General features: G+C 59.7%; 16 protein-coding genes. 8 read left to right on the plus strand and 8 right to left on the minus strand.

The window, feature by feature from the left end; all coding sequences use genetic code 11:
- Positions 1–298: 298 nt before the first annotated feature.
- The 4 genes from HX790_RS07835 to HX790_RS07850 all read left to right on the plus strand — a co-directional run bounded on the left by HX790_RS07835 (position 299) and on the right by HX790_RS07850 (position 6,130).
- The gene (locus HX790_RS07835) at positions 299–487 is read left to right on the plus strand and encodes a hypothetical protein (RefSeq protein ID WP_138449000.1); all 189 of its coding nucleotides are present in this window, start codon (positions 299–301) and stop codon (positions 485–487) included.
- Positions 488–871: 384 nt separating this feature from the next.
- Positions 872–2,797: an IucA/IucC family siderophore biosynthesis protein gene (locus HX790_RS07840; protein WP_176991402.1), complete on the plus strand. Its 1,926-nt coding sequence runs from the start codon at positions 872–874 to the stop codon at positions 2,795–2,797.
- Positions 2,787–4,013 carry an MFS transporter gene (locus HX790_RS07845; protein WP_099548855.1) on the plus strand — a complete coding sequence of 409 codons (1,227 nt, stop codon included), beginning with the start codon at positions 2,787–2,789 and terminating at the stop codon, positions 4,011–4,013. The genes HX790_RS07840 and HX790_RS07845 overlap by 11 nt, the downstream gene beginning before the upstream one ends.
- The gene (locus tag HX790_RS07850) at positions 4,010–6,130 is read left to right on the plus strand and encodes a TonB-dependent receptor (RefSeq protein ID WP_099548854.1); all 2,121 of its coding nucleotides are present in this window, start codon (positions 4,010–4,012) and stop codon (positions 6,128–6,130) included. The genes HX790_RS07845 and HX790_RS07850 overlap by 4 nt, the downstream gene beginning before the upstream one ends.
- Positions 6,131–6,197: 67 nt before the next feature.
- On the opposite strand, the gene HX790_RS07855 is transcribed toward HX790_RS07850, so the two are convergent.
- From HX790_RS07855 to HX790_RS07890, 8 genes are all read right to left on the minus strand, one after another.
- Positions 6,198–6,743 carry a DUF2058 domain-containing protein gene (locus HX790_RS07855; protein ID WP_017134874.1) on the minus strand — a complete coding sequence of 182 codons (546 nt, stop codon included), beginning with the start codon at positions 6,741–6,743 and terminating at the stop codon, positions 6,198–6,200.
- A 25-nt stretch (positions 6,744–6,768) separates the two neighbouring features.
- Positions 6,769–7,602, minus strand: coding sequence for a nucleoside triphosphate pyrophosphohydrolase (gene mazG, locus HX790_RS07860; protein ID WP_017134873.1), 834 nt, complete (start codon positions 7,600–7,602; stop codon positions 6,769–6,771).
- Positions 7,603–7,763: 161 nt separating this feature from the next.
- Positions 7,764–10,007, minus strand: a complete 2,244-nt coding sequence (relA, locus tag HX790_RS07865; protein ID WP_017134872.1) for a GTP diphosphokinase — start codon at positions 10,005–10,007, stop codon at positions 7,764–7,766.
- A 152-nt stretch (positions 10,008–10,159) separates the two neighbouring features.
- Complete coding sequence (rlmD, locus tag HX790_RS07870; protein WP_176991403.1) at positions 10,160–11,512, minus strand: 23S rRNA (uracil(1939)-C(5))-methyltransferase RlmD; 1,353 nt, start codon at positions 11,510–11,512, stop codon at positions 10,160–10,162.
- Positions 11,512–12,414, minus strand: a complete 903-nt coding sequence (gene cysM / locus HX790_RS07875) for a cysteine synthase CysM (RefSeq protein ID WP_017134870.1) — start codon at positions 12,412–12,414, stop codon at positions 11,512–11,514. The genes rlmD and cysM overlap by 1 nt, the downstream gene beginning before the upstream one ends.
- A 105-nt stretch (positions 12,415–12,519) precedes the next feature.
- Positions 12,520–18,513: an NEL-type E3 ubiquitin ligase domain-containing protein gene (locus HX790_RS07880; protein WP_176991404.1), complete on the minus strand. Its 5,994-nt coding sequence runs from the start codon at positions 18,511–18,513 to the stop codon at positions 12,520–12,522.
- Between the two features lie 62 nt (positions 18,514–18,575).
- Positions 18,576–19,175 carry a tRNA-uridine aminocarboxypropyltransferase gene (locus HX790_RS07885; protein WP_017134868.1) on the minus strand — a complete coding sequence of 200 codons (600 nt, stop codon included), beginning with the start codon at positions 19,173–19,175 and terminating at the stop codon, positions 18,576–18,578.
- 6 nt (positions 19,176–19,181) lie between these two features.
- Entirely contained in the window at positions 19,182–20,075 is an 894-nt protein-coding gene (locus HX790_RS07890; RefSeq protein WP_017134867.1) for a LysR family transcriptional regulator, read from the minus strand.
- Positions 20,076–20,304: 229 nt separating this feature from the next.
- Between HX790_RS07890 and speB the strand changes: the two genes are divergently transcribed.
- Genes speB through HX790_RS07910 form a run of 4 tightly spaced genes read left to right on the plus strand, consistent with a single transcriptional unit; the run spans position 20,305 to position 24,727 of the window.
- Positions 20,305–21,255, plus strand: a complete 951-nt coding sequence (gene speB / locus HX790_RS07895) for an agmatinase (protein WP_017134866.1) — start codon at positions 20,305–20,307, stop codon at positions 21,253–21,255.
- Positions 21,255–21,674 (plus strand): nuclear transport factor 2 family protein, encoded by a 420-nt coding sequence (locus HX790_RS07900; protein WP_017134865.1) that lies wholly within the window; start codon positions 21,255–21,257, stop codon positions 21,672–21,674. Before speB ends, HX790_RS07900 begins: the two co-directional genes overlap by 1 nt.
- A 21-nt stretch (positions 21,675–21,695) precedes the next feature.
- Positions 21,696–23,285 (plus strand): cytosine permease, encoded by a 1,590-nt coding sequence (locus HX790_RS07905; protein WP_176991405.1) that lies wholly within the window; start codon positions 21,696–21,698, stop codon positions 23,283–23,285.
- Between the two features lie 59 nt (positions 23,286–23,344).
- A complete protein-coding gene (locus HX790_RS07910; protein WP_017134863.1) occupies positions 23,345–24,727 on the plus strand; it encodes a sodium:solute symporter in 1,383 nt (460 codons plus the stop codon).
- Positions 24,728–24,871: the final 144 nt, after the last annotated feature.

Genomic DNA, 24,871 nt, shown 5'->3' on the forward strand with positions numbered 1-24,871 from the left:
CGCTCTCGCAGGCAAGCCAGCTCCCACAGGTGAATGCATTTCAAATGTGGGAGCTGGCTTGCCTGCGAGAGGGCCAACACGGTCACCACAAGACTTTAAGCCCATCCGAACATGAAACTTTTGTCATAAAACTCAGCACCCTGCGACGCAATGTCGCGATTTGCGTGGCCTGCAGCACTGTTGCATTTCCTGCAATAAATAGTTGCGCGCAAAATCGGTTTACTTAGCAAGCTAACAAAACATATAAAAGAGGCCTGCGACGACTTGCCGCAGATCAACCAGAGATTGGAGCAAGCAGATGACTGTAAAAGTAACTGAACGCGACGATGCACACATGTCTCACGAAGCACTGGGCCATGGGATTCACATCTGGGATGTACATCAACAAGACCAACTGGTCGGCATGTTCCACAACGAGAACGAAGCCCACAATTATAAAAACGAGCTCGAATCTCTTGAGATGAAACGCCAAGCCGACGGCTCCTGAAACTCTGAAATCTGCCAGTCACCCAGCCCCACACAGCAGCTGGTGTGCCTACACACAAAAACCCCGCCTTTGAGCGGGGTTTTTCGTTTCTAACAGCCACCGTTTTCCTGTGTTCTGCCACGACCGCATGAAAGCAGATACACCCTACAGAACCTCAGGCTTCGTACTACAAGTCACCTCAAAGACACTGAACCAGCCTGACTTAGCCCCTTCAACCCTGATTCCAGACCTGCATGGTCGCTCTCTCCGGCTTCGAACCGCCCTCCTTTCGCCCCTGAATAATCGTTTCCGCAAAAAGCGTAACAACAAATAGACATTTGGTAATGATTCTCGATAGTATCCGTTCGCTTTTCACTCAGCCCTACGGATAAGGAGTTCGATTTGATGCACGGACAGGTCGCCACACCGGAAAAACTACTGCTGGAACGCTGGGGTGAAGCACTCTCCACTCGCCAATTCCTGGCTAAGCACGTCACGCTTGATGCCCTGATCGATACCCTCGCACCTGCCGCCGAACGCAGCTTCCAGCGCCTGATCCAAGCCCTCTTCCGTGAAGGCCTGCTCAACCCCACCACACGCACTTATGACGAACACAATCGCTGCTGGCTGGAGCTACCCGACCACACCCGCCTATGTTTTGATCACCTGCGCCCAGGCCGCATGGCCAGCTGGGATTTGCGCGGCACGGTGAGTGTCCTGCGCGCTGGCCAGCCCGAACAAAAAATCCGATTCCCCTCGCAGTTGCTGACATTACTCAACAGCAGCCTCGAATCATCTGCCGCCCCAGACGTCTTGAGCCGCCTCAACCGGGAGATAGACGACAGCTTTATCAACGATACGCTGTGCCTCGCCTTCCACGAGCAGTGGACCCTCGAGCTGCACGCCGCAATGGCCCCCGCGCATCAAAACAATTTGCTCAGCTACCTCAAAAACAACCCAAGCGTTTCCAACCCGACATCAGTACTCGAGCAGTGGGGCACCTTGGGCCATCCATGGCACCCCAACTACAAGACGAAGTTGGGCCTGGGTACAGAGCAGGTGATTGAATTCTCGCCGGAGTTCGAGGCGCGCTTCCCGGTATTACTCTGCGCGCTGCACCGCCAGTTCGCCCATGTCGAAAGCCTGGCCGGTACTGCAGATTACTGGCAGTGGTGGCAAAACCACTTCCCGCAGGCCGCCCGCCAACTGACAGCGCACTTAAGCGCTCAAGGCCTTGAGGCTGGCGACTACCTGCCGATGCCCGCTCACCCTTGGCAAGCTCGCCAAGAGCTGCCGCAACTGTTCGCCAATGAAATCGGTGACAGGCTGCTGGTGCTGACCGACATCGTCGCGTTCACCGCCCACCCCACCATGTCATTCAGGACCGTGTTGCCTGAAGGCCGGTGCGACGCGCCAATGGTTAAACTTCCCGTGTCGCTGCGCTTGACCAGTGTGCAGCGCACAGTGTCGCCACGCTCCGCGCGCATGGGGCCACGGATCAGCCATTTACTGCAAACCATCCTGACACGCGAACCGCAGATTCAACCTATTCTCAGCATCGTGCCCGAACGACTCGGCGTGCATTTCCAACCACAACCTGCCAATGACGAGCACTCCCGGCACCTGGCCGTCCTGTACCGTGACAACCCGCAGAGCCTGCTCGAACCGGGCGAAATGGCCATTCCGGTAGGCAGCCTGTTTGCCATTGATCAGCATGGGCAACCCTTGCTCAAGCAGTGGGTACGCCTGAGCAAAGGCGCTGATGACGCGCAGGCCATGCAGGCGTTTTTTAAAGACTATGCATCGATTGCAGTGCCGGCACTGCTGGGCATGTACTTGCGTTATGGCGTGGCCTTCGAGGCCCATCAGCAGAACTCCTTTATGGTCATGGGCACAAACGGGCAAGCAAACCGCCTGTTGCTGCGTGATTTCGGTGATATCCGCATCGACCGCAAGACCTTGCATGCCCATGGCCTCGACATCGAACTGCACGACCCGAAGATGACCTTGTACGACGATGCCGGCTTCGTGCGCGACAAGTTGCTGCACACCGTGTTCATGTGCCACTTGGGCGAACTGGTATTGCTCAGTGCGCGCCATTTCGATATTCCGGAGGGGCTGCTGTGGGACGAGCTGTCAGCCCAGGTCCGCGAGTGTTTCGATAATTTGCGCAGCCAGGTCGAACCCCAACGTTGGCAGACCGAACGTGCCGCGCTGCTGGAGCAGGACTGGCCAGCCAAGTCGTTTATGCGCATGCGCCTGATGGAAAGCCACGCCGATATCGTCGGACGCCTGCCGAACCCGCTGAGCACTGCCGCCAATGTCGGCTAACAACACTGCATTGCGTCTGTTGGTGGTGATTCAGTTGGTGTCGATGGGCGCCATGGAGATGAGCGGCCCCTTCTGGCCGTTGCAGATCCAGAAACTGCTGGGCGTTGCCAACGCCCAGTACACCGGCCTGCTGTCGTCGCTGGTATATGCCGGGCCGATGATGGCGGCGATGATCCTCACGCCAATGTGGGGGCGCCTGGGTGATCGTACCGGCCACAAGCCGATGATCATTCGCGCGCTGCTGGCCCTGGCGGTATGCCAGGCGCTGGCCGCTGTCACCACCGACCCGTGGCTGCTGGTGGTCATCCGCGTGGCGCAAGGCGCGCTGGCAGGTTTTATTGCAGCGGCCCAAGCCTATGCGCTGGCGTACTGCGCCGAAGGTGGGCGCGGGCACATTCTGGCGCGGCTGCAATCGGCCACCGCCGTGGGCTCGCTGGCCGGGCCGGTGCTGGGTGGCTGGCTGATGGATATTTCAGGTTTCGCGTTGCTGTGCTACAGCGCCACGGCGGTCTGCCTGCTGTGCGCGCTGATCAGCCTGTTTCTACCCAGCGATGCGCCGCGCTCAAGACCGGTACGCGCCTCAACGCCTACGGCACTGCCCAAAGGCTGGCTCGGCGCAATGCTCGCCATCATCGTGCTGATCCAGGCCGCCAAGATGATGCCCCAACCGTTTTATGCCCTGTACGTCGCCGATGTTCTACACGCTCCTGCCTGGCTGATCGGCGCCAGCTACGCCGCCAGCGCACTGACGCTCGCGCTGTCCGCGCCGCTGTGGGGCCGCCTGTTTGACCGACACCCCGCGGCGCAAACATTACGCATCATCGAATGGGTCACGTGGTTTTGCGCCTTGACGCTGGCCTTCACGGCGATGGCCGGTGAATGGCTGGGGTTCCTCGCCAGCCGGCTGCTGTGGGGCGTGTGGCAAGGCGCGCTGCTGCCGGTCGCCTACACGTTGATCGCCAACACCGTTGCACCCAGCCAGCAGGGGTTTGCCTTGGGCCTGGGCAATAGCGCCGCAAAAGGTGGCGCGTTGTGCGGTGCGCTGTTGGGAGGCGTCGGCATGGCAATGGTGGGCTTGGCGCACAGCTTTTGGCTGGTGGCACTGACCTATGCCTTGGCGGCCCTGGGTATCCGCGCCATCCGTTCGTTCACCCGAACACCTGAGACTACCGATTTTTCTGTCAATACTTCTAATAACTCAAAGGCAAGATCATGAACAAATCACAATGGGCCGTCCTGCTGCCCCTGCTCGGTTCGATAAGCGCGCCTGTCTGGGCCGATCAACCTGAAGACGCGCCAGCGGCGGCTACCAACCTGCAATTGCAGGCGACGGTCGTTTCGGCCACTCGCAGTGAAACCAGCATTGCCGCGATCCCAGGCTCGGTGCAGGTCATCGACGAAGCACAGATCCGCCAGCAGACAGCAGCAGGACGCCGGGTTGCCGATATCCTCGGGCAACTGGTCCCGGGCATAGCACCCTCCAGCGGTGGCATGAGCAACTTCGGCCAAACGCTGCGCGGGCGCAACACGCTGATCCTGATTGATGGCGTGTCCCAGAACGCCACGCGTGACAACTTCCGCCAGCTCAACAGCGTGGCACCGGAAAGCATCGAGCGCATCGAAGTGATTTCCGGCGCCAGCAGCGTCTACGGAGCCGGCGCCTCAGGCGGCATCATCAACATCATTACCAAGCGCAACAAAGGCGAAGACCTGGCCTTCAGCAGCAAGATCGGCATGACCGCCGGTAACAATTTCAGCCACAAGGGGTTTTCCTACGAAGCCTTCCAAAGTGCCACCGGCCGCAAAGGCCCGGTGGACTGGTATGTGTCGGGCAATACGGTGCAACGCAACGACCAGTTCGACGGTAACGGCAAACGCATTCCCCAGGACACGTCCCAGGGCAGCAACATGGACACCGACACCTACGACCTGCAAGGTCGCTTCGGCTACGAGCTGGATGACGACAAGAAGATCAGTCTGTCGCTGCAAGACTATAAAGATGAACAGGACACCCGCTACACCAAGAACCCACGCATCACCAGCACTGCCGTCGCGGTAAAAGGCCTGGACCTGGATGACCAACCCTTCACCCACAACCAGGCGGTCAACCTCAATTACGCCGACAAGGACTTCTACGGCCAGGGCTTGCAGGTCGAAAGTTACTGGCGGCGTGCCGATGCACTGTTCTTCCCGGACCTGTCTCGCGGTCGTGCCGGGGTGTCCGACAACAACAGTGTGCAAGACGTCTATGGTGTGCGGGCAGCGATTGATACACAAATGCCGGACATCGGCTCGGCGACCGGTAATCTGGTCTGGGGCGCCGACTATGACCATGAAACCTCGCGCCAACGCGGTGACCAATACCGGGTCAACGGCCTGAGCTATACCAAGACCGGCACCACCTTTGAGATGGGCCCGGACATCGCAACCAGCACCAAAGCCATTTTTGGTCAGCTGTCCTACGATATCGATGACTGGACCTTACGTGGCGGCATCCGTCGTGAGTGGATCGAAAGCGAAGTGTCCGACAGCATTGCCTACGGCGAGATCGTGCAGACCGGCAACCGCGCCACACTGCCGGGCGGCACCCTCAAATACGATGACACGCTCTATAACCTGGGTGCCGTGTACCACCTGAACGAAAACCAGGACGTGTTCGTCAATTTCAGCCAGGGGTTTTCCCTGCCGGATATCCAGCGCTTCCTGCGGGACGTCAACAGCAAATACGACATCCAGGACCTGAACGCCCAAGCCCTCAAGGTCGACAGTTACGAGCTGGGCTGGCGTGGCAACTGGGACAAGTGGCTGGCCAACGTCACCGCGTATGAGAACACTTCGGACGTCACCCAGTTCTATGATGCCAATGACCGTGTGTTGCGCCTGATCAACCAGAAAGAGCGCGTGCGCGGCATCGAAACCAGCCTGACCTACAACGTCACCGATCAATGGTCGGTAGGCGGCACGTACGCCTACGCCAAAGGCGAGACCCAGCAAAACGGCAAATGGATCGACCTGCCCGCCACACGTATCTCGCCTGCCAAGACCACCGCCTTTGTCGGCTATGACCGTGGCGACTACAGCCTGCGCCTGCAAGGCATGCAACTGGCCGACTATGATGCCGCGGCCAAAGACAACAACGGCCGCGATATCAAAGGTTATACGCTGGTCGATCTGCTCGGTTCGGTCAGGTTGCCAGTCGGTCGCCTGGAAGGCGCGATCTACAACCTCAGTAACCGCAATTACCAGAACATGTTTGCCCAGGCCAACGCCCGTGCGCCGTACCCGAACGCTGAAGGGCGTACCTTCAGCGTGAGTTATGCAGTGGATTGGTGATCGGCTGAAGCTGCAGGTTAAAAACACAAACCCCGCCTTTTGAGCGGGGTTTGTTGTTTTTAACGCCTTACCACATCAGATCATCCGGGATCTGGTAGGCCGCGTATGGATCGTCCTCATCCGGCACCTGGCTTTCGGTGAGGATATTGAGCTGCACGATACGCTCTGGTGCGCGCTCCTGGATCTTCAGCGCCGCTTCACGCGGGATCACCTCGTAGCCGCCACCGTGGTGCACGATCGCCAGGGAGCCGTTGCTCAGTTTGTTGCGCATCAACGTGTTGACCGACAGGCGCTTGACCTTCTTGTCATCCACGAAGTTGTAGTAGTCCTCGGTAGTCAGCTTGGGCAGGCGCGAGGTTTCGATCAGTTGTTTAACCTGAGCCGTGCGGGCCTTGGCCTCGGCTTTTTCCTGCTGCTGGCGGTTCAGTTCCTGGTCGCGCTTGACCTTTTCGGCATGCGCTTCGGCGGCCAGGCGCGCCTGGGTGTCATCAGCCTCGATCTGGCCTTTGTGGACCAGGCGCTGCTGCTTCTGTTTGTCTTTGCCGACCTGCTTGGCCTGCTTTTGGTTGACCAGACCTGCTTTGAGCAACTGGTCGCGAAGGGAAAGGCTCATGGTGCTTACTCACTTAGGCAACTGCTCAACCGCAGCTGGACACATTCTTTTCCTGGCGTTTGGCTTCGCCCCACAGGGCGTCCAACTCTTCGAGGGTGCAATCTTCTATGGGTTTGTGCGTATCGCGCAATGCCTGTTCGATAAATCGGAAACGTCGTTCGAACTTGGCGTTGGCGCCACGCAGCGCGGTTTCCGGGTCGACCTTGAGGTGACGGGCCAGGTTGACCGCCGCAAACAACAGGTCACCGACCTCATCGGCGATCGCCACCGAATCGTTATCAGCCATGGCTTCGAGCACTTCATCCAGCTCTTCACGCACGTTGTCGACCACCGGCAAGGCAGCCGGCCAGTCGAAACCGACCTGGCTGGCGCGCTTTTGCAATTTGGCGGCGCGGGATAACGCGGGCAAGGCCGCAGGTACGTCATCGAGCAGGGACAATTGCTCGGGTGCGTCGGATTTTTCTGCGCGCTCCTCAGCCTTGATCTGCTCCCAGCGTTCTTTAACCTGTTCTTCGCTTAACTGGGGAATATCCAGCGGCGCGTACAAATCACCCGTCGGGAATACGTGCGGATGGCGACGAACCAGCTTGCGCGTAATGCTGTCGATTACCCCGGCAAACTCAAAGCGCCCTTCTTCCCGCGCCAGCTGGCTGTAATACACCACCTGGAACAACAGGTCGCCCAACTCGCCTTGCAGATGATCAAAGTCGCCGCGCTCGATGGCATCGGCAACCTCGTAGGCTTCTTCAAGGGTGTGCGGCACGATGGTCGCGTAGGTTTGCTTGATGTCCCACGGGCACCCGTATTGCGGGTCGCGCAGGCGATTCATCAGGTGCAGCAGGTCTTCAAGTGAATACATCGGTCAATCTCTGCCCATTGTCTGGAACCGCTGAAGATCTAATGTGGGAGCTGGCTTGCCTGCGATAGCCTCGACTCGGTCTATCAGACAGACCGAGTCGCCTGCATCGCGGGCAAGCCCGGCTCCCACAGAAAGCAGCCCACAGATATTTTCAGACCGCATCAAGGTGTGCGATTACGCCGAGTCTCGATGATGTTCGGCAACTGGGAAATCCGCCCCAGCAACCGCCCCAACGCGTCCAACCCCGGGATCTCGATGGTCAGGGACATCAACGCAGTGTTGTCCTCTTTGTTCGAGCGGGTGTTGACCGCCAGCACGTTGATGCGCTCGTTGAGCAGCACTTGCGACACGTCACGCAGCAAACCGGAACGGTCGTAGGCACGGATGATGATGTCCACCGGGTAGGTGAGCACCGGCACCGGGCCCCAACTGACCTGGATGATGCGCTCGGGCTCGCGCCCGCCCAGTTGCAGCACCGAGGCGCAATCCTGGCGGTGAATGCTCACGCCACGCCCCTGGGTGATGTAGCCGACGATGGCATCGCCCGGCAATGGCTGGCAGCAGCCGGCCATTTGCGTCATCAGGTTGCCCACGCCCTGGATCTGGATATCACCGCGCTTGCCAGGCTTGTAGCCGGTGGCTTTGCGCGGAATCAGTTCCAACTGCTCGCTGCCGCGCTCCGGCTCGACCAGTTGCTGGGCCAGATTGACCAATTGCGCCAGGCGCAAGTCGCCAGCACCGAGGGCGGCGAACATGTCTTCGGCGATCTTCATGTTGGCTTTTTCGGCCAATTTGTCGAAGTCCACCTGTGGCAGGCCCAGGCGCGCCAATTCGCGTTCAAGCAAGGTCTTGCCGGCCGCGACGTTCTGGTCGCGTGCCTGCAACTTGAACCAGTGAACGATCTTCGCCCGCGCCCGCGACGTGGTGATGTAGCCCAGGTTCGGGTTCAGCCAGTCGCGGCTCGGCGTGCCGTGCTTGCTGGTGATGATCTCGACCTGTTCACCGGTTTGCAGGCTGTAGTTGAGCGGCACGATGCGCCCGTTGATCTTGGCGCCCCGGCAGTTGTGGCCGATTTCGGTGTGTACGCGATAGGCGAAGTCCAGCGGCGTGGCGCCCTTGGGCAAGTCGATGGCGTGGCCGTCGGGGGTGAAGATATAGACCCGGTCCGGCTCGATATCCACCCGCAGCTGCTCGGCCAGGCCGCCGATATCGCCCAGTTCTTCGTGCCATTCCAGCACTTGGCGCAACCAGGAGATCTTCTCTTCGTACTGGTTGGACCCGGCCTTGACGTCGGTGCCCTTGTAGCGCCAATGCGCGCAAACTCCAAGCTCGGCCTCTTCGTGCATGGCGTGGGTGCGGATCTGCACTTCCAGCACCTTGCCCTCGGGACCGATCACGGCGGTGTGCAGCGAGCGATAGCCGTTTTCCTTGGGGTTGGCGATGTAGTCGTCGAATTCCTTGGGGATGTGCCGCCACAACGTGTGCACGATGCCCAGCGCGGTGTAGCAGTCGCGCATTTCCGGCACCAGTACGCGAACGGCGCGCACGTCGTAGATCTGGCTGAAGGCCAGGCCCTTGCGCTGCATTTTGCGCCAGATGGAATAGATGTGCTTGGCGCGGCCGCTGATGTCGGCGTCGACGCCAGTGGCCTGCAACTCGGAACGCAGCTGGCCCATCACGTCGGTGATAAAGCGCTCACGGTCGAGCCGCCGCTCGTGCAACAGCGTGGCAATTTGTTTGTATTGATCGGGTTCGAGGTAGCGGAAGGACAAATCCTCCAGCTCCCACTTGATATGGCCGATGCCCAGGCGGTGCGCCAGCGGCGCGTAGATGTCGAACACCTCGCGGGCCACGCGGTTGCGCTTTTCGTCGTCGGCGGTCTTGACCGCACGGATCGCGCAGGTACGTTCGGCCAGCTTGATCAGCGCGACGCGCACGTCGTCGACCATGGCCACCAGCATTTTGCGCAGGTTTTCGACCTGGCCCTGGGTGCCCAGCACCATGGACTGACGCGGGCTGAGGCTGGCGCTGATGGCGGCCATGCGCAGCACGCCGTCGATCAGCTTGGCCACCACCGCGCCGAAACGCTGGCTGACCGTCGGCAACGGGATATGCCCTTCACGCACGCCACGATAAAGCACGGCGGCGATCAGCGAATCCTGGTCCAGCTTGAGATCGGCGAGGATCTCGGCGATTTCCAACCCGGTGCGAAAGCTTGAAGTGCCTTCGGCCCACAGGTTCTTGGCCGCATTGTCTTGCTGTTCAGACTCACGAGCGAACTCGCAGGCTGCTTTCAAGGCTTCACGGTCCAGTGCCGGGTCGACACTGACGGCATGATCCAGCCATGCCTCGAGATTGATACTGCCGTCGGTGTTGATCGGCTGGTGTGCTCTCACCTGTACCATCTTGCTTACCTTCCCTACGACGCACCTTGGATGCGCCAAAAATCATCGCTGACCTGCTGCGTAACCCTAGCGGTGCAACCATTAGGCTAGGTACCACTCCCTGACAGGTCACGGCCCAGGAGACGACAGGCCAGTCGGATTAAACGGGCATCCTAGCCCGCTTCAAATAACGCCATGGCCTCGACATGCGCTGTTTGCGGAAACATGTCGAGGATCCCGGCACGTTTTAGCCGGTAGCCTTGCTTGACCAACTCAACCGTGTCCCGCGCCAGCGTGGCCGGGTTGCAGGACACATACACCAAGCGCTTGGCCCCCAGGGTGGCGAGCTTGCGCACAACCTCCAGGGCACCGTCACGGGGTGGGTCCAAGAGTACCGCAGAAAAGCCCTGTTTGGCCCACTCCGCGTCGGTCAAAGGCTGAGACAGATCGGCCTGAAAAAACTGCACATTATGCAAATTGTTGCTGACGGCGTTCTGCGCCGCCCGCTCGACCATGGCTTGCACGCCCTCTACCGCCACCACTTCGCGCACCTGTTTGGCCAGTGGCAGGGCAAAGTTGCCCAGCCCGCAAAACAGGTCCAGCACCCGCTCTTCGGCCTTTGGCGCCAACCACTCCAGGGCCTGGGCGACCATCGCATCGTTGACTCCGGCGTTGACCTGGACAAAATCTCCCGGACGGTAAGCCAGTTCCAGATCCCACGCCGCCAGTCTAAAACCAAGCGCCTGACCCGGCTCTACCGGCTCCGGCTGGCCCTCGCCATGCAGCCACAATTGGGCGTCATGGAAGGTGCAAAATTCTTTCAATACCTGCAGGTCCGCTTCGGACAGCGGCGCCATGTGCCGCAGCAACACGGCAATCGACGAACCACTGAACAACTCCACATGCCCCAACGCCTGTGGTTTGCTCAGGCGGCGCAGCATGTTCGGCAAACGCTGCATGATCGGTTGCAAGGCTTGTACCAGCACCGGGCAATCATCGACAGCGACGATATCCTGGCTGGCCACGGCGCGAAAACCCACCTCAAGCTGTTTGGCCTTGGCATCCCAGCGCACCGCCACACGGGCGCGGCGACGGTAGCCGAACTCCGGCCCGCTCAACGGTGCCGCCCACTCTTGCGGTTCGACACCGGCCACACGGGTCAGTTGCTCGGCGAGCATGCGCTGTTTCAGGGCAAGTTGTTCGTCATGGGGCAGGTGCTGCACGCTGCAACCGCCACAGCGGCCGAAGTGCGCGCACGGTGCCGGGCGACGCAGCTCGCTGGCCTTGAACACACGCTCGGTACGCGCCTCGACGATTTTGCCGTGGGCGCCCAACACCCGCGCTTCGACTTCTTCGCCGGCCAGCGCGCCATTGACGAACCAGGTGCGGCCTTCAAAGAACACAATGCCGCGGCCATCGTTAGCCAGGCGTTCGATGGTCAGGCGTTGCTTCTTGCCCACCGGAATCTGCGGGGCGCGGCTGCCGCCCGTCGGCTGAAAGCGCAGGCCTCTCTCGTGCTTGGCCATCAGTTGGGTTCGTCGAAGATGCCGGTCGACAGGTAGCGGTCGCCTCGGTCACAGATGATCGCGACGATCACCGCGTTTTCAACTTCTTTGGACAGACGCAACATACCGGCCACAGCGCCACCGGAGGACACGCCACAGAAGATGCCTTCTTCACGCGCCAGACGGCGGGTGGTGTCTTCGGCTTCACGTTGGGCCATGTCGATGATGCGGTCCACGCGCGTCGCGTTGTAGATCTTGGGCAGGTACTCTTCAGGCCAACGACGGATACCGGGAATGGCCGCGCCTTCCATCGGTTGCAGGCCGACGATCTGGATCGCCGGGTTCTGCTCCTTGAGGTAGCGCGAGTTACCCATGATGGTGCCGGTGGTGCCCATGGAACTGACGAAATGGGTGATGCTGCCTTGGGTCTGGCGCCAGATTTCCGGGCCGGTGCTGGTGTAGTGTGCCTCGGGGTTATCGCCGTTGGCGAACTGGTCGAGCACCACGCCACGGCCTTCGGCGGCCATGCGCTCAGCGAGGTCACGCGCGCCTTCCATGCCTTCTTCCTGGGTGACCAGGATGAGTTGGGCGCCATAGGCGGTCATCGCCGCCTTGCGCTCGGCACTGCCGTTGTCGGGCATGATCAAGACCATCTTGTAACCCTTGATCGCCGCGGCCATGGCCAGGGCGATGCCGGTGTTACCCGACGTGGCTTCGATCAGGGTGTCGCCCGGCTTGATCTGCCCACGCAACTCGGCGCGGGTGATCATCGACAACGCCGGGCGGTCCTTGACGGAACCGGCCGGGTTGTTGCCTTCGAGCTTGAGCAGCAAGGTATTGCTGGTTTCACCCGCCATGCGTTGCAAGCGGACCAGGGGCGTGTTGCCGACGCAATCGGCGATTGTAGGGTACTGCAAGGTCATGGCGTATTCGCAATCCAGACTGCGGGGGCGAACATCATACCGGGAAAGGCCGGCGGGCCATATCACGCAAAGTGTGGTGCTTATTCAATACAGATATAAGCGCAGTCAGTCGCTGCCGACAAATGCCGCCCATTCCTGCGCCGTCAACTGCAGAACGAGGTCATTCTTGGCTGAGAGCATTGCCACAGCAATCTCGCCCCCCTTGATAAAGTAAGCATTTTCGCTCAAATCCCCGACTTGGACTTGCTCTAAAGCCTGCTGATACCGCTCATCGTACGGGCTTCGCGCCGCCTCAAACATTAACGGGTATTTGAGCTCCAGAAACGTCACCCAATATTCTTTATCCTTGAGTAAATCCGGCCAATTGATTCGAGCCTCATCACGAATAATGGCCAGGCGATATTCATTCAACACCTGCGGATCAATTTCCACGACGGGTGTAGAAAAACGCATCGTGAGCGGCAGGGGTAGATTCAGATCCTGCGCCAAGGCGAGCCGACAACCCAGCAAGAACATACTGTGTTCAACGCCTGAATGGGCTGGAAAGTCTAAAGTGGCCCGCTGCTTGATGGACGCGATCCGATTAGATCCTCGGTAATAATTCAAAAAGTCTGCTGCCACGGCTTGACTGCCTGGTGCCAGCATCTGCAACGGCAACACTGCAAGTTCCAGATCATTCAGGCACAGCAGCCAGCCATCAGCCTGGGCCCGGATGTACTCCAAGGGCTGCTCAAACAAAACCCGTTCAATGTGTGTGTCATGGGTGGCGCAGTCAATCAATTGCCAGACTCTGCGGCTGATGTCCTCGCGCAATGCTCGATACTTGGCAGCTAAAAATGGCGGATAGGCGGCAAAAACCCCTAGCAGCACGCGAAAGTTCTGGGAATTACGATTCGCATCGATCAAAGACCAAAGCGCTCGACGTTGCGCTGTCTCGCCGGCGGGAATCGATATCAACCAGGGGTCAACGGAAGACAACACCGTGAGTGAAGCGTCCGACACGCCGAAATGAACATTCTGGTAACCCGGTCTTTGTTGGTATTGGCGGATTACCTCCAATGTGCTCGCAGCCAACTCGTTGCCCTGCAAATCCATTGCACGATGGACATTGAGGTTCAGGCCCAGATCCATTTCGGTCAGTACATGAAGCTGATTGTCGCGCAGATCGAAGGTACTCAGACGTCGCAGAGTCACCGCACCCCGGGGCAACTGATGGATGTGTGTATTCTTGAGGTTGAGGACTTCCAACGCCTTCAGACGATACAGGTTCAGCCGGCTGCCTTGCCCCAGAGGGTTATAGGACAGGTCCAGCCAGGTCAGGCGTGTCAACTCTTTCAGACCCAGAACATCCTGCAAATTGGGCCGAATACGATTGTTCGACAAATTCAGTTGCTGCAAATACCGCAGCTCTGACAACCCTTGAGGCAGATGATCCAACAGGTTGCCATCAACAGAGAGACTGCGCAGAAACCCAAAGCACCGGAGGAACTCTGTCGGCAGTGTTTGCAACTGATTGTTCCTCAAGCTCAGCAGATCGACGTGGGAAAAGCTCGCAGTCGTCTCAGGCAGGTCATTCAGGGCAAGGTCGTCGAGGTAAAGCTCATAGGGCATACCACGTACGGACTCCTGTCGGCTCCAGCAACGTCGAATACGTTCAGAGGCTTGAAGGTGTGCGCTCAAGTTCACACTATCGCCCAGCAAGCACCATCGCTCCAGGCTGGCATTCAAGGCCTCCTGTTCAGAAAAAAGTTGATTGATGGCGGACTGTCGCTCCGCGAAGGATTCCCCCAGGTTGAGGACTCTCTCACTCGCCTCTGCATCGGTCTTGGTCGGAAACAACTTGCGCCACTGCGCCACCTGCGCAGCCGCTACGCCACCTGAACCGCCATCGCCGCTCAGCGGATAACCAATACGCCCATCACTGAGCCGTTGCGGCGGGTTAAACCAGGGGCGTGGCTCCATACCGAGCAGCTTTTCAATATTAAACCGGGAGTCGCCGAGCGCTGGCTGGGTTTCCAGTCGCCGCGCAATCTCCTGTGTCAGTTCTTCAACACCCGTCACATGGGTGTAGCCCAAGGCCTGGCGCTCCGCCGTCGGCAGTGCATTTAACAAAACCACCAGAAACTCACCGTAGCCGCCTATCGGTTGGCGCCCGCCGTTGATTTGCACCGTGTACGCCTGGTACTGACCGTCCTGCACCTCCAGCACACGCTTATGCGGCGAGTCAGTGGCGCCGATGCTGTCAATCAGACGCCCTCTTTCCCACACCTCGACCCGCAGGTTCTTTGGCCATCCATTGATGTCCGACAGTGTCCGCAGGATTAATTTCGCGCTGTCTTCATCACCGGTGATAGGCATATGTACCCCCTCCAAGGCGCGCGCCTTGCGCAGAGAATGCAACCACCAACGCACGAGTGGCGTAAGCGTCAACGGCACGCGACCGGCCTCCAGACTACTTCGCTCAGCAGGCGTGGACTGACTCACCAAGTCTTGGGCAATGACCGCAGTCAAACCGGGAAAGTCGCGCTGCAGCACTTGCGCCAGAGGGTCGGACGACTGCGCGCTTTTATGACACAACGCCTTGAAAAAAAGCCGCTCCATCCTGGGTTTATTGGTCATAACCTTGGCCTCCAGCACGGACACCTGGTCCGCCCTGCTGACTCCGGCGCGCCCGACCAGTGCATCGGCATTGGCCGGCCCAATCTCTCCCAGCAGTTCATCAAGGAAATCGCGCCCCAACGCGGTGCCCTCAAGCGTCTCCATGCCTTCCAGGTGCGTCTTGAGCCGCTGATGAATCGTGAAGCGCTCGACGGTCTCTCTCAGGATAGCGGGAGGCCGTTCATTACGTGCGTGCATCCGGCGCAGGATGTCCGGCGTCACTCCACTTATCTGCTGGATCTGCACAATGGCATCCGGCGTCAACGCACGAAACGATGGCCCGAGGCGATAAAACGGCTTCTGCCCGTCCCAGGTCAGCGGGTTCTCCCATTCGTGGCGCCAGGCGCCCGCGCCATTGTGGGTCAGCACGGGTGCATAGGCCTGCTCCAGCAATGGGTGTTGAATACGCCAGGGGACCAGCCCTTGCCCCTGGATGACTTTGAAATAATTTCCCTCGATAAACACGAAGCGATCGTTGCCCGGGCTGTAAAGGCCGAGCGCGTCAGGCTCGGGCACCATATTTGACGTCTCGACAACGCTGGCGTATTGCCCGATCTCACGGCGTGCCGGATAAAACCTGCCATCGGCCGTACGGTTATTGAGCAAGGCCTGGGCGACTGTGTGCCGGAACTGAGAGGCAGCGCCCTGCTCGTCCCACCCCAACCGTAACAGGTCGGTTTCAGAGATTTGGCTCACGACCGTTTGATATAAATCATCGGTTTCGGTCGACCTTGGTTTGGGGGATTGAATGTCAAACAACGAGAACTGTCCGCGCCCGTGATCGATCACGACGATGGTTTTGTCCAGCGGTCCCCGTGAAACATAAGGTATCGCTTGCGCTTCAGGGCTGATGACGAGTACCTGGCCGGTCAGGTCGCGCAGTGCTTGGACGGCAAACTCCGTAGCCCAGTTCTGAATTTTCTGACTGAAGCGCCGAGGATGGAGTACGCCGTCAACCATGGTTTCTGCGCGTGCCACCTGACGGGCAGAGCGCAGCGCGGTGTAAAGCGCTTCGGGTTGCAGTTGCGATTGCAGGAGTTGTGCCTGCTGATGTTCCGACAACGGATTTCGGCGCAGCACTTCCAGCAACCGTGCCCGGCTCAATCCGGGGTGCAAGGTATGTAACTGCTCAATCACGGGGTGCGGCGGGGTAGCGCTGGCAACGCTGTCAGGCAGTAATCGAAGCACTGATGCTGGTGCGCCCGTGGCCGCGGATCGACTGGTATCGGCATACACCGTGAGTGCCTCAAACAGATCAATGCGCAATGCGTCGGCTTTATCGGCAAGTTGCTCGACCAACGTCGACCTGCGCGATAAAAAAACGTCGGGTAGCAAATCGACAATAGCCTGGGGCAAATGAGCGCTGATCCGGCGTGGCGTTGAATAAGCGAACAGTCCGCTTTCCAACACGGTGACCGTGACCACTGCCGTGGTCTTGTGATCCGCACGTTTGCTATAGCGCCGTACTTCCACGCCTTGCGGGTTTTGAATGCTCAAGGATGTGCTTTTCGGCCAATCCTTATGCTGGGTGAGTAGCGGAGCGAGAATCTCAACGGCACCGACCGCCTCGGGAAGGTTAGCGTCGGCCCCCTTGGCAGCCCAGTCGATCAGCTTGTCGACGTTAAACCGATTCACCGCCTCAACCAGCGATGCCGAGGGCGGTGCTCCATCCCATACCTGGTCCAGGTCGGCTCGCGAGCTATTACTGAGGCTGACGATCCGCTCTAACGTTTGTGTGGGTACGTCGGTGGCGCCCATCATTTTTTCAACCAGTTGGCCGCCTGTCTGACTCTTGCGCTCAGTGGTCGTCATCAGTCTGCTTTGCTGGGCCAGCCGGCTATACAACGCTTGATGCCGGCGCCTGACCGTCGGGGCCAAACGTCGGTGCAAAAACCTGCTGCTGAGCAAGTCAGCGATATCTATCGCCAATTGCACCAAGTTTGCGCGGCTATCCTCTTGCAGCGCCTGGAAAAATGTCAGCCCTATTGAAGTGAACAGGGCGAACGCTCTCAACCGCCCAAGGCCTTTCAAAGGCCCTGGCACCGGGATCAACAGCAGGTTGATGATTTCACCGAACAGCGTCTGGGAAAACTCAAGCAAGGTGGCCATGGCGCCCGGCGTTTCATGCGCCAATACCTTGAGGTTGGCTCGGCAACGCTCGATGTAAAAACGATAGAGGCTGACTGTCGGCGCGTTGTAAACGCTATCGCGCTTGTAGCCGATGTGGTTGACCTGGGTAAGCCTGCTTGCACGCCCGCACAACCGGTGTAAGAACTGCGCAAATGCATTGAGCTCCTCCGGCCTGCTTTCTTTCGCCGGCCTGGCGTTCAAGCGCGCGTAGTCGGACAGCGACATGGACTGATACAACCACCCCATTTCCTTTCGCGCATGAAACGCCTTGAAGCCGACATAAAATTCGTTGGCAGCCTCCGAAAACTTGTCGTAGTGCTTGAGGGCACCGCCAGGCCGGTCGGGGAAATAGCTGAACGCGCCTTTGCATCCTTTGACCGAGAAAATCACATAAGGAATGCTCAGGTAGTCACCTCTTGGCAGGTCCGTGTATACGCCAAGCAGGCCGTAGCGTTCGGTCCCATTGATATTGTTCGGGCCATAGGGAATGAACAGTTTCACTTCTTGAGTGACATCCCAAGGCGACTCGCCTGACAACGCACCCACCACAGCGTGGTATTTTTCCCGGTCAACCCGGCTTCGGTCGGTGGTCCTCAAGGCCTCTATCAACGCGAATTCAAGCTCTGCAGTTGCCAGCGCCAACACCTGCACCCCCAATAGCGTAGAGCTCTGCAGCGCGCTGTCCAGGCGCGTGCGCAATTGGGTGCCAAGATTGAGTTCGCGCACCAGCTCGATGAAATCCGCCGCGCTGATTCCGACATTCGAATCCAGATAGCTGGCCTCCTTCAGGCTGACATGCCCCGGAAAGCCCCACCCCGACAAACCGCTGTAGTTCATGCAGGCGGCCTCCCACAGGGTGACGCTGGACAGGCCCTCGCTGTCCACGCGGTCATCTATCGCGCGTGGAACTCGCAGGGTTGGGTTGTTTGGCGTCGATGTATCAGCCGGTTTCACATAGCGGGTATGGATACGCGCAACCTTGGGATCAACCTCTTTGCCGGCCAGTGCTTTCAGCCTTGCAGTCAGGCTCGCCAACAAGGTGGTTTCAAGGTCCGCGCCGAGTTGCTTGATAGCCGCTTCGAATGTGGTTTGTGCGCTGACGTAGGCCTTTTGCAAACGTATGTAGTCTTGCTGCTCTTGCTCATCAAGGCCGCCGAAAAAGCGCTCAAGTGTCTTGCGCAAAGGTAACAAGACGCGTGTTATGGACCACTCTGCGCCAGTCATCAACGGCCCTTGGGCTTGTTGTTCCTGGATATACGCAGACAACGTATCCATGGGTCGAAGTGGGAGTGTCTCTTCAGGCTCTGTCATTTTTCCCTCAAAGGGTGTGATAAATGACGAGCCTAATCAGCGGCGCTTACGCCAGGCGGTAGCTATGTAGCCTCTACGTGATTACGCTGGTAGACCGCCTCGCCCATGGCGGCAATCTGGCCTTCGATCAACGCATCGAAAGGCTTGAGCAACGCGTCAAATGAAGCCGGGGCTTCGAGTACCTGCAACGCTTGCACGATTGCTTCCACCGTCGACAAAGCGCCCGGGCCGGGTGCCTTGCGTAACCGATAACGCGACACGCGCTCGCCCGCCAGGGCCACGCGCGGCAAAGCCGCCAACAACGGGTTGAGGTGCAGCAGCTTGCGCGCCTTGCGCCAAGTGCCATCGGGCACCACCAGCAACAGCGGTTGATCGCTCGGCGTATAGGTTTGCAACGGCTCAGCATCGTCCGCCGGGAACAGCAGGCGTGCCTGATAACCCGGCGGGCTCAACAGCATGGCCAGGTCATCAAACACCTCGCCCACCACCAACTGCGCATTGTTCAAGCCCAGTGCCGCCAAGCGCGCAGTATTGAGCGCGTGATTGACCTCACTCGGGTGCTGCAACAGCAAGATGCGGGTGCGGCTGTCGAGGCTGGGGATCAGCGCGCACAGACAGTGAGTAACGGGCCTGAGGCAGCGAGGGCATTGGGGTCTGGACATGGTTTATCAGGCCTGGTTGAGCTGCGCTTTGAGCAGATCGCGGAAAGTCTGGATCAGCGGTTCGCGACTGCGGCCACGGCGCATGATCATGGAAAACGGCGCCTGGTAGCCGAAGGTTGCCGGCAACAAAACGCGCAAGTCACCCTTGTCGGCCCAGGCCTGGGCGTAGTGCTCGGGCAGGTAGCCGATATAGGCGCCGGACAGCACCAGGATCAACTGGGCTTCCATACTTTCCACGGTGGCCGCGCTGTGTTTGAAACCATGCCGCGCCAGTTCGGCCTGGCTCCAATAGCCACGGCCGACCATGCGTTGCTGGGTGATCACTTGTTCGGGGATACGCCGCTCGTTGAACAGCGGGTGGCGCGTGCTGCAATACAGCCAGTGCTGTTCGCGATACAGCGGCATGTAGATCAGCCCGCTCATGCGGTTGGAGAACGCGCCGATGGCCAGGTCCAGGCGATTGTCCTGCACGCCCAGTTGCAGCTCGTAAGGGCTCATCACCGACAGATGCAGATGCACGGCCGGGTGTTCGAGGCTGTAGGCGCCGATCACTTCGGCGAACGGCAAGGCCTTGTCGCTGACGGTGGAGTCCAGCACGCCCAGCTTGAGGGTGCCGCGCAGCTCGCCTTTGAGGGCGGCGGCGTATTGCTCGAAGCCTTCGAGTTCACCTAAGAGACGCAAGGTTTCCTGATGGAACAGCTCGCCTTTGCTGGTCAGGCTGAATCCGCCCCGGCCGCGATGGCACAGCACCAGGCCCAAGGCCGATTCGAGTTGGCTCATGTAGGTGCTGATGGCCGACGTCGACAGGTTGAGTTCGTGCTGGGCATTGGCAAAACCCTGGTGGCGCACGACGCTGACGAAGATGCGCAGGAGTTTCAGGTCGGGCAAGGCGTTGGCCATTTGTTCTCCGCGGAACACAAAAATCCTGTGGGAGCTGGCTTGCCTGCGATCGCAACAGTGAATTCAACGCCGCCATCGCAGGCAAGCCAGCGCCCACATTTGGGCCGAGTTTAACTCAAGCATTAGTTTAGAAAAATCTGAACTAAGTATTTGCCTCTGCCGATTCTTCCCGCCACGGGCTTTTCGCAGAATCGGCCCCTAATAAACAAAACAACGATGAGGCACTCCCGTGGACAAGATTTTCCACCAACCACTGGGCGGCAACGAAATGCCGCGCTTCGCCGGCATCGCCACCATGATGCGACTTCCCCACCTGCAAACGGCCAAAGGCCTGGATGCTGCCTTTATCGGCGTGCCTCTGGATATCGGCACGTCGCTGCGCGCCGGCACCCGCTTCGGGCCGCGTGAAATCCGCGCTGAATCAGTGATGATCCGCCCTTACAACATGGCCACCGGCGCCGCACCGTTCGACTCGCTGTCGGTTGCCGACATTGGCGATGTGGCGATCAACACCTTCAACCTGCTCGACGCCGTGCGCATCATCGAAGAAGCCTACGACGAGATCCTTGAGCACGACGTGATCCCGATGACATTGGGCGGTGACCACACCATCACCCTGCCGATCCTGCGTGCTATCCACAAAAAGCACGGCAAGGTCGGGCTGGTGCACATCGATGCCCACGCTGACGTCAACGACCATATGTTCGGCGAGAAAATTGCCCACGGCACCACCTTCCGCCGCGCCGTGGAAGAAGGCCTGCTCGATTGCGATCGTGTTGTACAAATCGGCCTGCGTGCCCAGGGCTACACGGCCGAAGACTTCAACTGGAGCCGCAAACAGGGGTTTCGCGTGGTCCAGGCCGAAGAATGCTGGCACCACTCCCTCGCCCCCTTGATGGCCGAAGTGCGCGAAAAAGTCGGTGGCGGCCCGGTGTACCTGAGCTTTGATATCGACGGCATCGACCCCGCCTGGGCGCCCGGCACCGGCACACCGGAAATCGGCGGGCTGACCACTATTCAGGCGATCGAGATCATCCGTGGTTGCCAGGGCCTCGACCTGGTTGGTTGTGATCTGGTAGAAGTTTCGCCGCCTTACGACACCACCGGCAACACCTCGCTGCTCGGCGCCAACCTGCTGTACGAGATGCTCTGCGTACTGCCCGGCGTGGCGCACCGCTGATGAGCGCCCAAGAGGTGCTGAAAGCCGCCGCCGACCTGGTGGCAGCCTTCGCCGCTAATGACCGCGAGGCTTACTTTGGCGCGTTCACGGCCGATGCCAGCTTCGTGTTTTACACCCTGCCCCAGCCTCTGCTCAGTCGCGATGCCTACCAGGCGTTGTGGGACAGCTGGCGCGCGGACGAGGGGTTTGAAGTGCTGTCCTGCAGCTCAAGCAATGCCGTGGTCAGCCTGCAGGGTGACGTGGCGATATTTATTCATGACGTGGCCACCGAGCTGCGCATGAACGGGGAGCAATTTTTTAGCCAGGAGCGCGAGACCATTGTCTTCAAACGGCAAGCGTCTCACCTAAAACAACAAGGCCTGTGGCTGGCCTGTCACGAACATTTGTCCGCTATGCCGGAAGGGCTGCCGCCCCCTTAGCCAATGTGATCGGAGCTGATCATGAATAATAAAAACAACGAAAACAGTATTCGCAGAATAGAAACCAACGGGGTCGAACAGATCCCGGACCACGAACGTACCGCCAGACCCAAGGATCTGTTTCGCCTGATCTTCGGCGGTGCCAACACCTTTGCCACCGCCGTGCTGGGCTCGTTTCCGGTGCTGTTCGGTTTGTCGTTCCAGGCTGGGGTCTGGGCAATTGTGCTGGGCGTGTTGGTGGGCGCGCTGATCCTGGCGCCCATGGGCCTGTTCGGGCCGATCAATGGCACCAACAACGCCGTGTCTTCCGGTGCGCACTTTGGTGTGCATGGGCGGATTGTCGGCTCGTTTCTGTCGCTGCTGACGGCGATTGCCTTCTTCTCACTGTCGGTGTGGAGTTCGGGTGATGCGCTGGTCGGTGGTGCGAAACGCCTGATTGGCCTGCCGGAAACCGACCTGACGCTGGGCTTGGCCTACGGCCTGTTTGCCTTGCTGGTGCTGACCGTGTGCATCTACGGCTTTCGCTTCATGCTGTGGGTCAACCGCATTGCGGTGTGGGCGGCGAGCCTGCTGTTTCTGCTGGGCATCTTCGCGTTCGCACCAGCGTTCGACAGCCACTTCGCCGGCAGCGTCGCCATGGGCCAGGCTGGTTTCTGGGCTGCCTTCATCGGCTCGGCGCTGGTGGCCATGAGCAACCCGATTTCCTTCGGCGCGTTCCTGGGTGACTGGTCGCGCTACATCCCGCGTGAGACGCCGAAAATGCGCATCATGCTGGCGGTCGTGCTGGCGCAGATCGCCACCTTGATTCCGTTCCTGTTCGGCCTCGCCACCGCGACCATCGTGGCGATCAAGGCGCCGGACTATATTGCGGCCAACAACTATGTCGGCGGTTTGCTGGCCGTATCACCGAGCTGGTTCTTCCTGCCGGTGTGCCTGATCGCGGTGATCGGCGGCATGTCCACCGGCACCACCTCGCTGTATGGCACCGGGCTGGACATGTCCAGCGTGTTCCCGCGCTTGCTGTCGCGGGTCAAGGCCACGTTGCTGATCGGGGTGATGTCGATTGCCTTCATCTTTATCGGACGTTTCGCCGCCAACCTGGTGCAGAGCGTGTCGACCTTCGCCGTGCTGATCATCACCTGCACCACGCCGTGGATGGTGATGATGATCATCGGCCTGATCGTGCGCCGCGGCTTCTACTGCCCGGATGACTTACAGGTGTTCACTCGCGGTGAGACCGGCGGGCGCTACTGGTTCAGCCACGGCTGGAACTGGCGCGGCCTGGGCGCCTGGGTCCCGAGCGCACTGGTGGGCCTGTGCTTCGTCAACCTGCCGGGGCAGTTTGTCGGGCCGCTGGGCAACCTGGCCGATGGCATCGATATCAGCCTGCCGGTGACGCTGGGGCTGGCGTCGGTGGTGTACCTGACCTTGCTTCGTGTGTTCCCGGAGCCGGCCGAAGTCTATGGCCCGGCCGTAGTGGCGAGGGAGCTTGCTCCCGCTGGGGTGCTTGCTCCCGATGGGGTGCGGAGCGGCCCTAAAAAAGCCGGCTCCAGCTTCGCTGTCGAACGGGAGCAAGCTCCCTCGCCACAGCAAGCTCCCTCGCCACAGTAAGTGCCCTTCCTGCAGAAAACCTCTCAATAGCCTAAAAAAATAAACGGAGAACCGCCGTCATGGCTTTGGATTTATTCGTCGTACTCATCTACGCCGCCGGCATGCTCGTGCTCGGCTATTACGGCATGCGCCGTGCCAAGACCCACGAAGACTACCTGGTGGCCGGTCGTAACCTGGGCCCGTCGCTGTACATGGGCACCATGGCCGCCACCGTATTGGGCGGTGCATCCACCGTCGGCACCGTGCGCCTGGGTTATGTGCATGGCATTTCCGGCTTCTGGCTGTGCGCCGCACTGGGCGCAGGGATCATTGCGCTGAACCTGTTCCTGGCCAAGCCGCTGCTCAAGTTGAAGATCTTCACCGTCACCCAGGTGCTGGAAAAACGTTACAACCCGATGGCCCGCCAAGCGAGTGCGGTGATCATGCTGGCCTACGCGCTGATGATCGGCGTGACCTCGATCCTGGCCATCGGCACCGTGCTGCAAGTGCTGTTCGGCCTGCCGTTCTGGGTGTCGGTGCTGCTCGGCGGTGGCGTGGTGGTGGTGTATTCGACCATCGGCGGCATGTGGTCACTGACCCTTACCGATATCGTGCAGTTCGTGATCAAGACCGTCGGCCTGATGTTTATTCTGCTGCCGATCTGCCTGTACCGCGTCGGCGGCTGGGATCAACTGGTGGCCAAGCTGCCGGCGTCGAATTTCAGCTTCACCGAAATCGGCTGGGACACGATCATCACCTACTTCATGATCTACTTCTTCGGCATCCTGATCGGCCAGGACATCTGGCAACGCGTGTTCACCGCCCGTGACGAAAAAGTCGCCCAGTACGCAGGCACGTTCGCCGGTTTCTACTGCATCCTCTACGGCCTGGCCTGTGCCCTGATCGGCATGGCCGCGCATGTGCTGCTGCCGAACCTGGACAACGTCAACAACGCCTTCGCCGCCATCGTCAAAGCCTCGCTGCCAGACGGCATCCGTGGCCTGGTGATCGCCGCCGCACTGGCCGCGATGATGTCCACCGCCAGCGCCGGCCTGCTCGCCGCTTCCACCGTACTGACCGAAGACCTGCTGCCACGCCTGCGTGGCGGCAAGCAGTCGAGCCTGAGCATCAACCGTCTGTTTACGATGCTGACCGGTATCGCCGTGCTGGGTATCGCGCTGGTGGTCAACGACGTGATCAGCGCCCTGACCCTGGCCTACAACCTGCTGGTGGGCGGCATGCTGATCCCGCTGATGGGCGCAATTTTCTGGAAGCGCGCCACCACCTCCGGCGCCATTGCATCCATGACATTGGGCTTTGTGACGGCGCTGGTGTTTATGTTCAAAGACGGCTTGGACGCGAATACGCCGATCTACTACAGCCTGGCGGTTGGGCTGGTGAGTTTTGTATTGGTGAGCTTGTTGTCACGTCGGCCAGAGGCTTCGGTGGCCAGGGCCATTTGACAGGTAACAGGATTTAAAGCGGTTTCTTCAGCGGGCGCGACGTCGGATGTCGCGCCCATTCTTTTGCCTTGCACAAAACGACTGTGGGAGCGGGCTTGCCCGCGATAACTGTGTGTCAGTCAACTTTAAATCGACTGATACACC

The sequence above is a fragment of the Pseudomonas sp. IPO3747 genome (assembly GCF_013385245.1).
Lineage (GTDB): Bacteria > Pseudomonadota > Gammaproteobacteria > Pseudomonadales > Pseudomonadaceae > Aquipseudomonas > Aquipseudomonas edaphica.

Excerpts from the sequence above, each read along its gene's own strand:
- HX790_RS07840 (WP_176991402.1), top strand. The coding sequence starts at position 872 with ATGCACGGACAGGTCGCCACACCGGAAAAACTACTGCTGGAACGCTGG.
- HX790_RS07850 (WP_099548854.1), top strand. The coding sequence starts at position 4,010 with ATGAACAAATCACAATGGGCCGTCCTGCTGCCCCTGCTCGGTTCGATA.
- HX790_RS07880 (WP_176991404.1), bottom strand. The coding sequence starts at position 18,513 with ATGACAGAGCCTGAAGAGACACTCCCACTTCGACCCATGGATACGTTG.
- relA (WP_017134872.1), bottom strand. The coding sequence starts at position 10,007 with ATGGTACAGGTGAGAGCACACCAGCCGATCAACACCGACGGCAGTATC.
- HX790_RS07890 (WP_017134867.1), bottom strand. The coding sequence starts at position 20,075 with ATGGCCAACGCCTTGCCCGACCTGAAACTCCTGCGCATCTTCGTCAGC.
- HX790_RS07855 (WP_017134874.1), bottom strand. The coding sequence starts at position 6,743 with ATGAGCCTTTCCCTTCGCGACCAGTTGCTCAAAGCAGGTCTGGTCAAC.
- HX790_RS07885 (WP_017134868.1), bottom strand. The coding sequence starts at position 19,175 with ATGTCCAGACCCCAATGCCCTCGCTGCCTCAGGCCCGTTACTCACTGT.
- mazG (WP_017134873.1), bottom strand. The coding sequence starts at position 7,602 with ATGTATTCACTTGAAGACCTGCTGCACCTGATGAATCGCCTGCGCGAC.
- HX790_RS07835 (WP_138449000.1), top strand. The coding sequence starts at position 299 with ATGACTGTAAAAGTAACTGAACGCGACGATGCACACATGTCTCACGAA.
- rlmD (WP_176991403.1), bottom strand. The coding sequence starts at position 11,512 with ATGGCCAAGCACGAGAGAGGCCTGCGCTTTCAGCCGACGGGCGGCAGC.
- HX790_RS07910 (WP_017134863.1), top strand. The coding sequence starts at position 23,345 with ATGGCTTTGGATTTATTCGTCGTACTCATCTACGCCGCCGGCATGCTC.
- cysM (WP_017134870.1), bottom strand. The coding sequence starts at position 12,414 with ATGACCTTGCAGTACCCTACAATCGCCGATTGCGTCGGCAACACGCCC.
- HX790_RS07845 (WP_099548855.1), top strand. The coding sequence starts at position 2,787 with ATGTCGGCTAACAACACTGCATTGCGTCTGTTGGTGGTGATTCAGTTG.
- HX790_RS07905 (WP_176991405.1), top strand. The coding sequence starts at position 21,696 with ATGAATAATAAAAACAACGAAAACAGTATTCGCAGAATAGAAACCAAC.
- HX790_RS07900 (WP_017134865.1), top strand. The coding sequence starts at position 21,255 with ATGAGCGCCCAAGAGGTGCTGAAAGCCGCCGCCGACCTGGTGGCAGCC.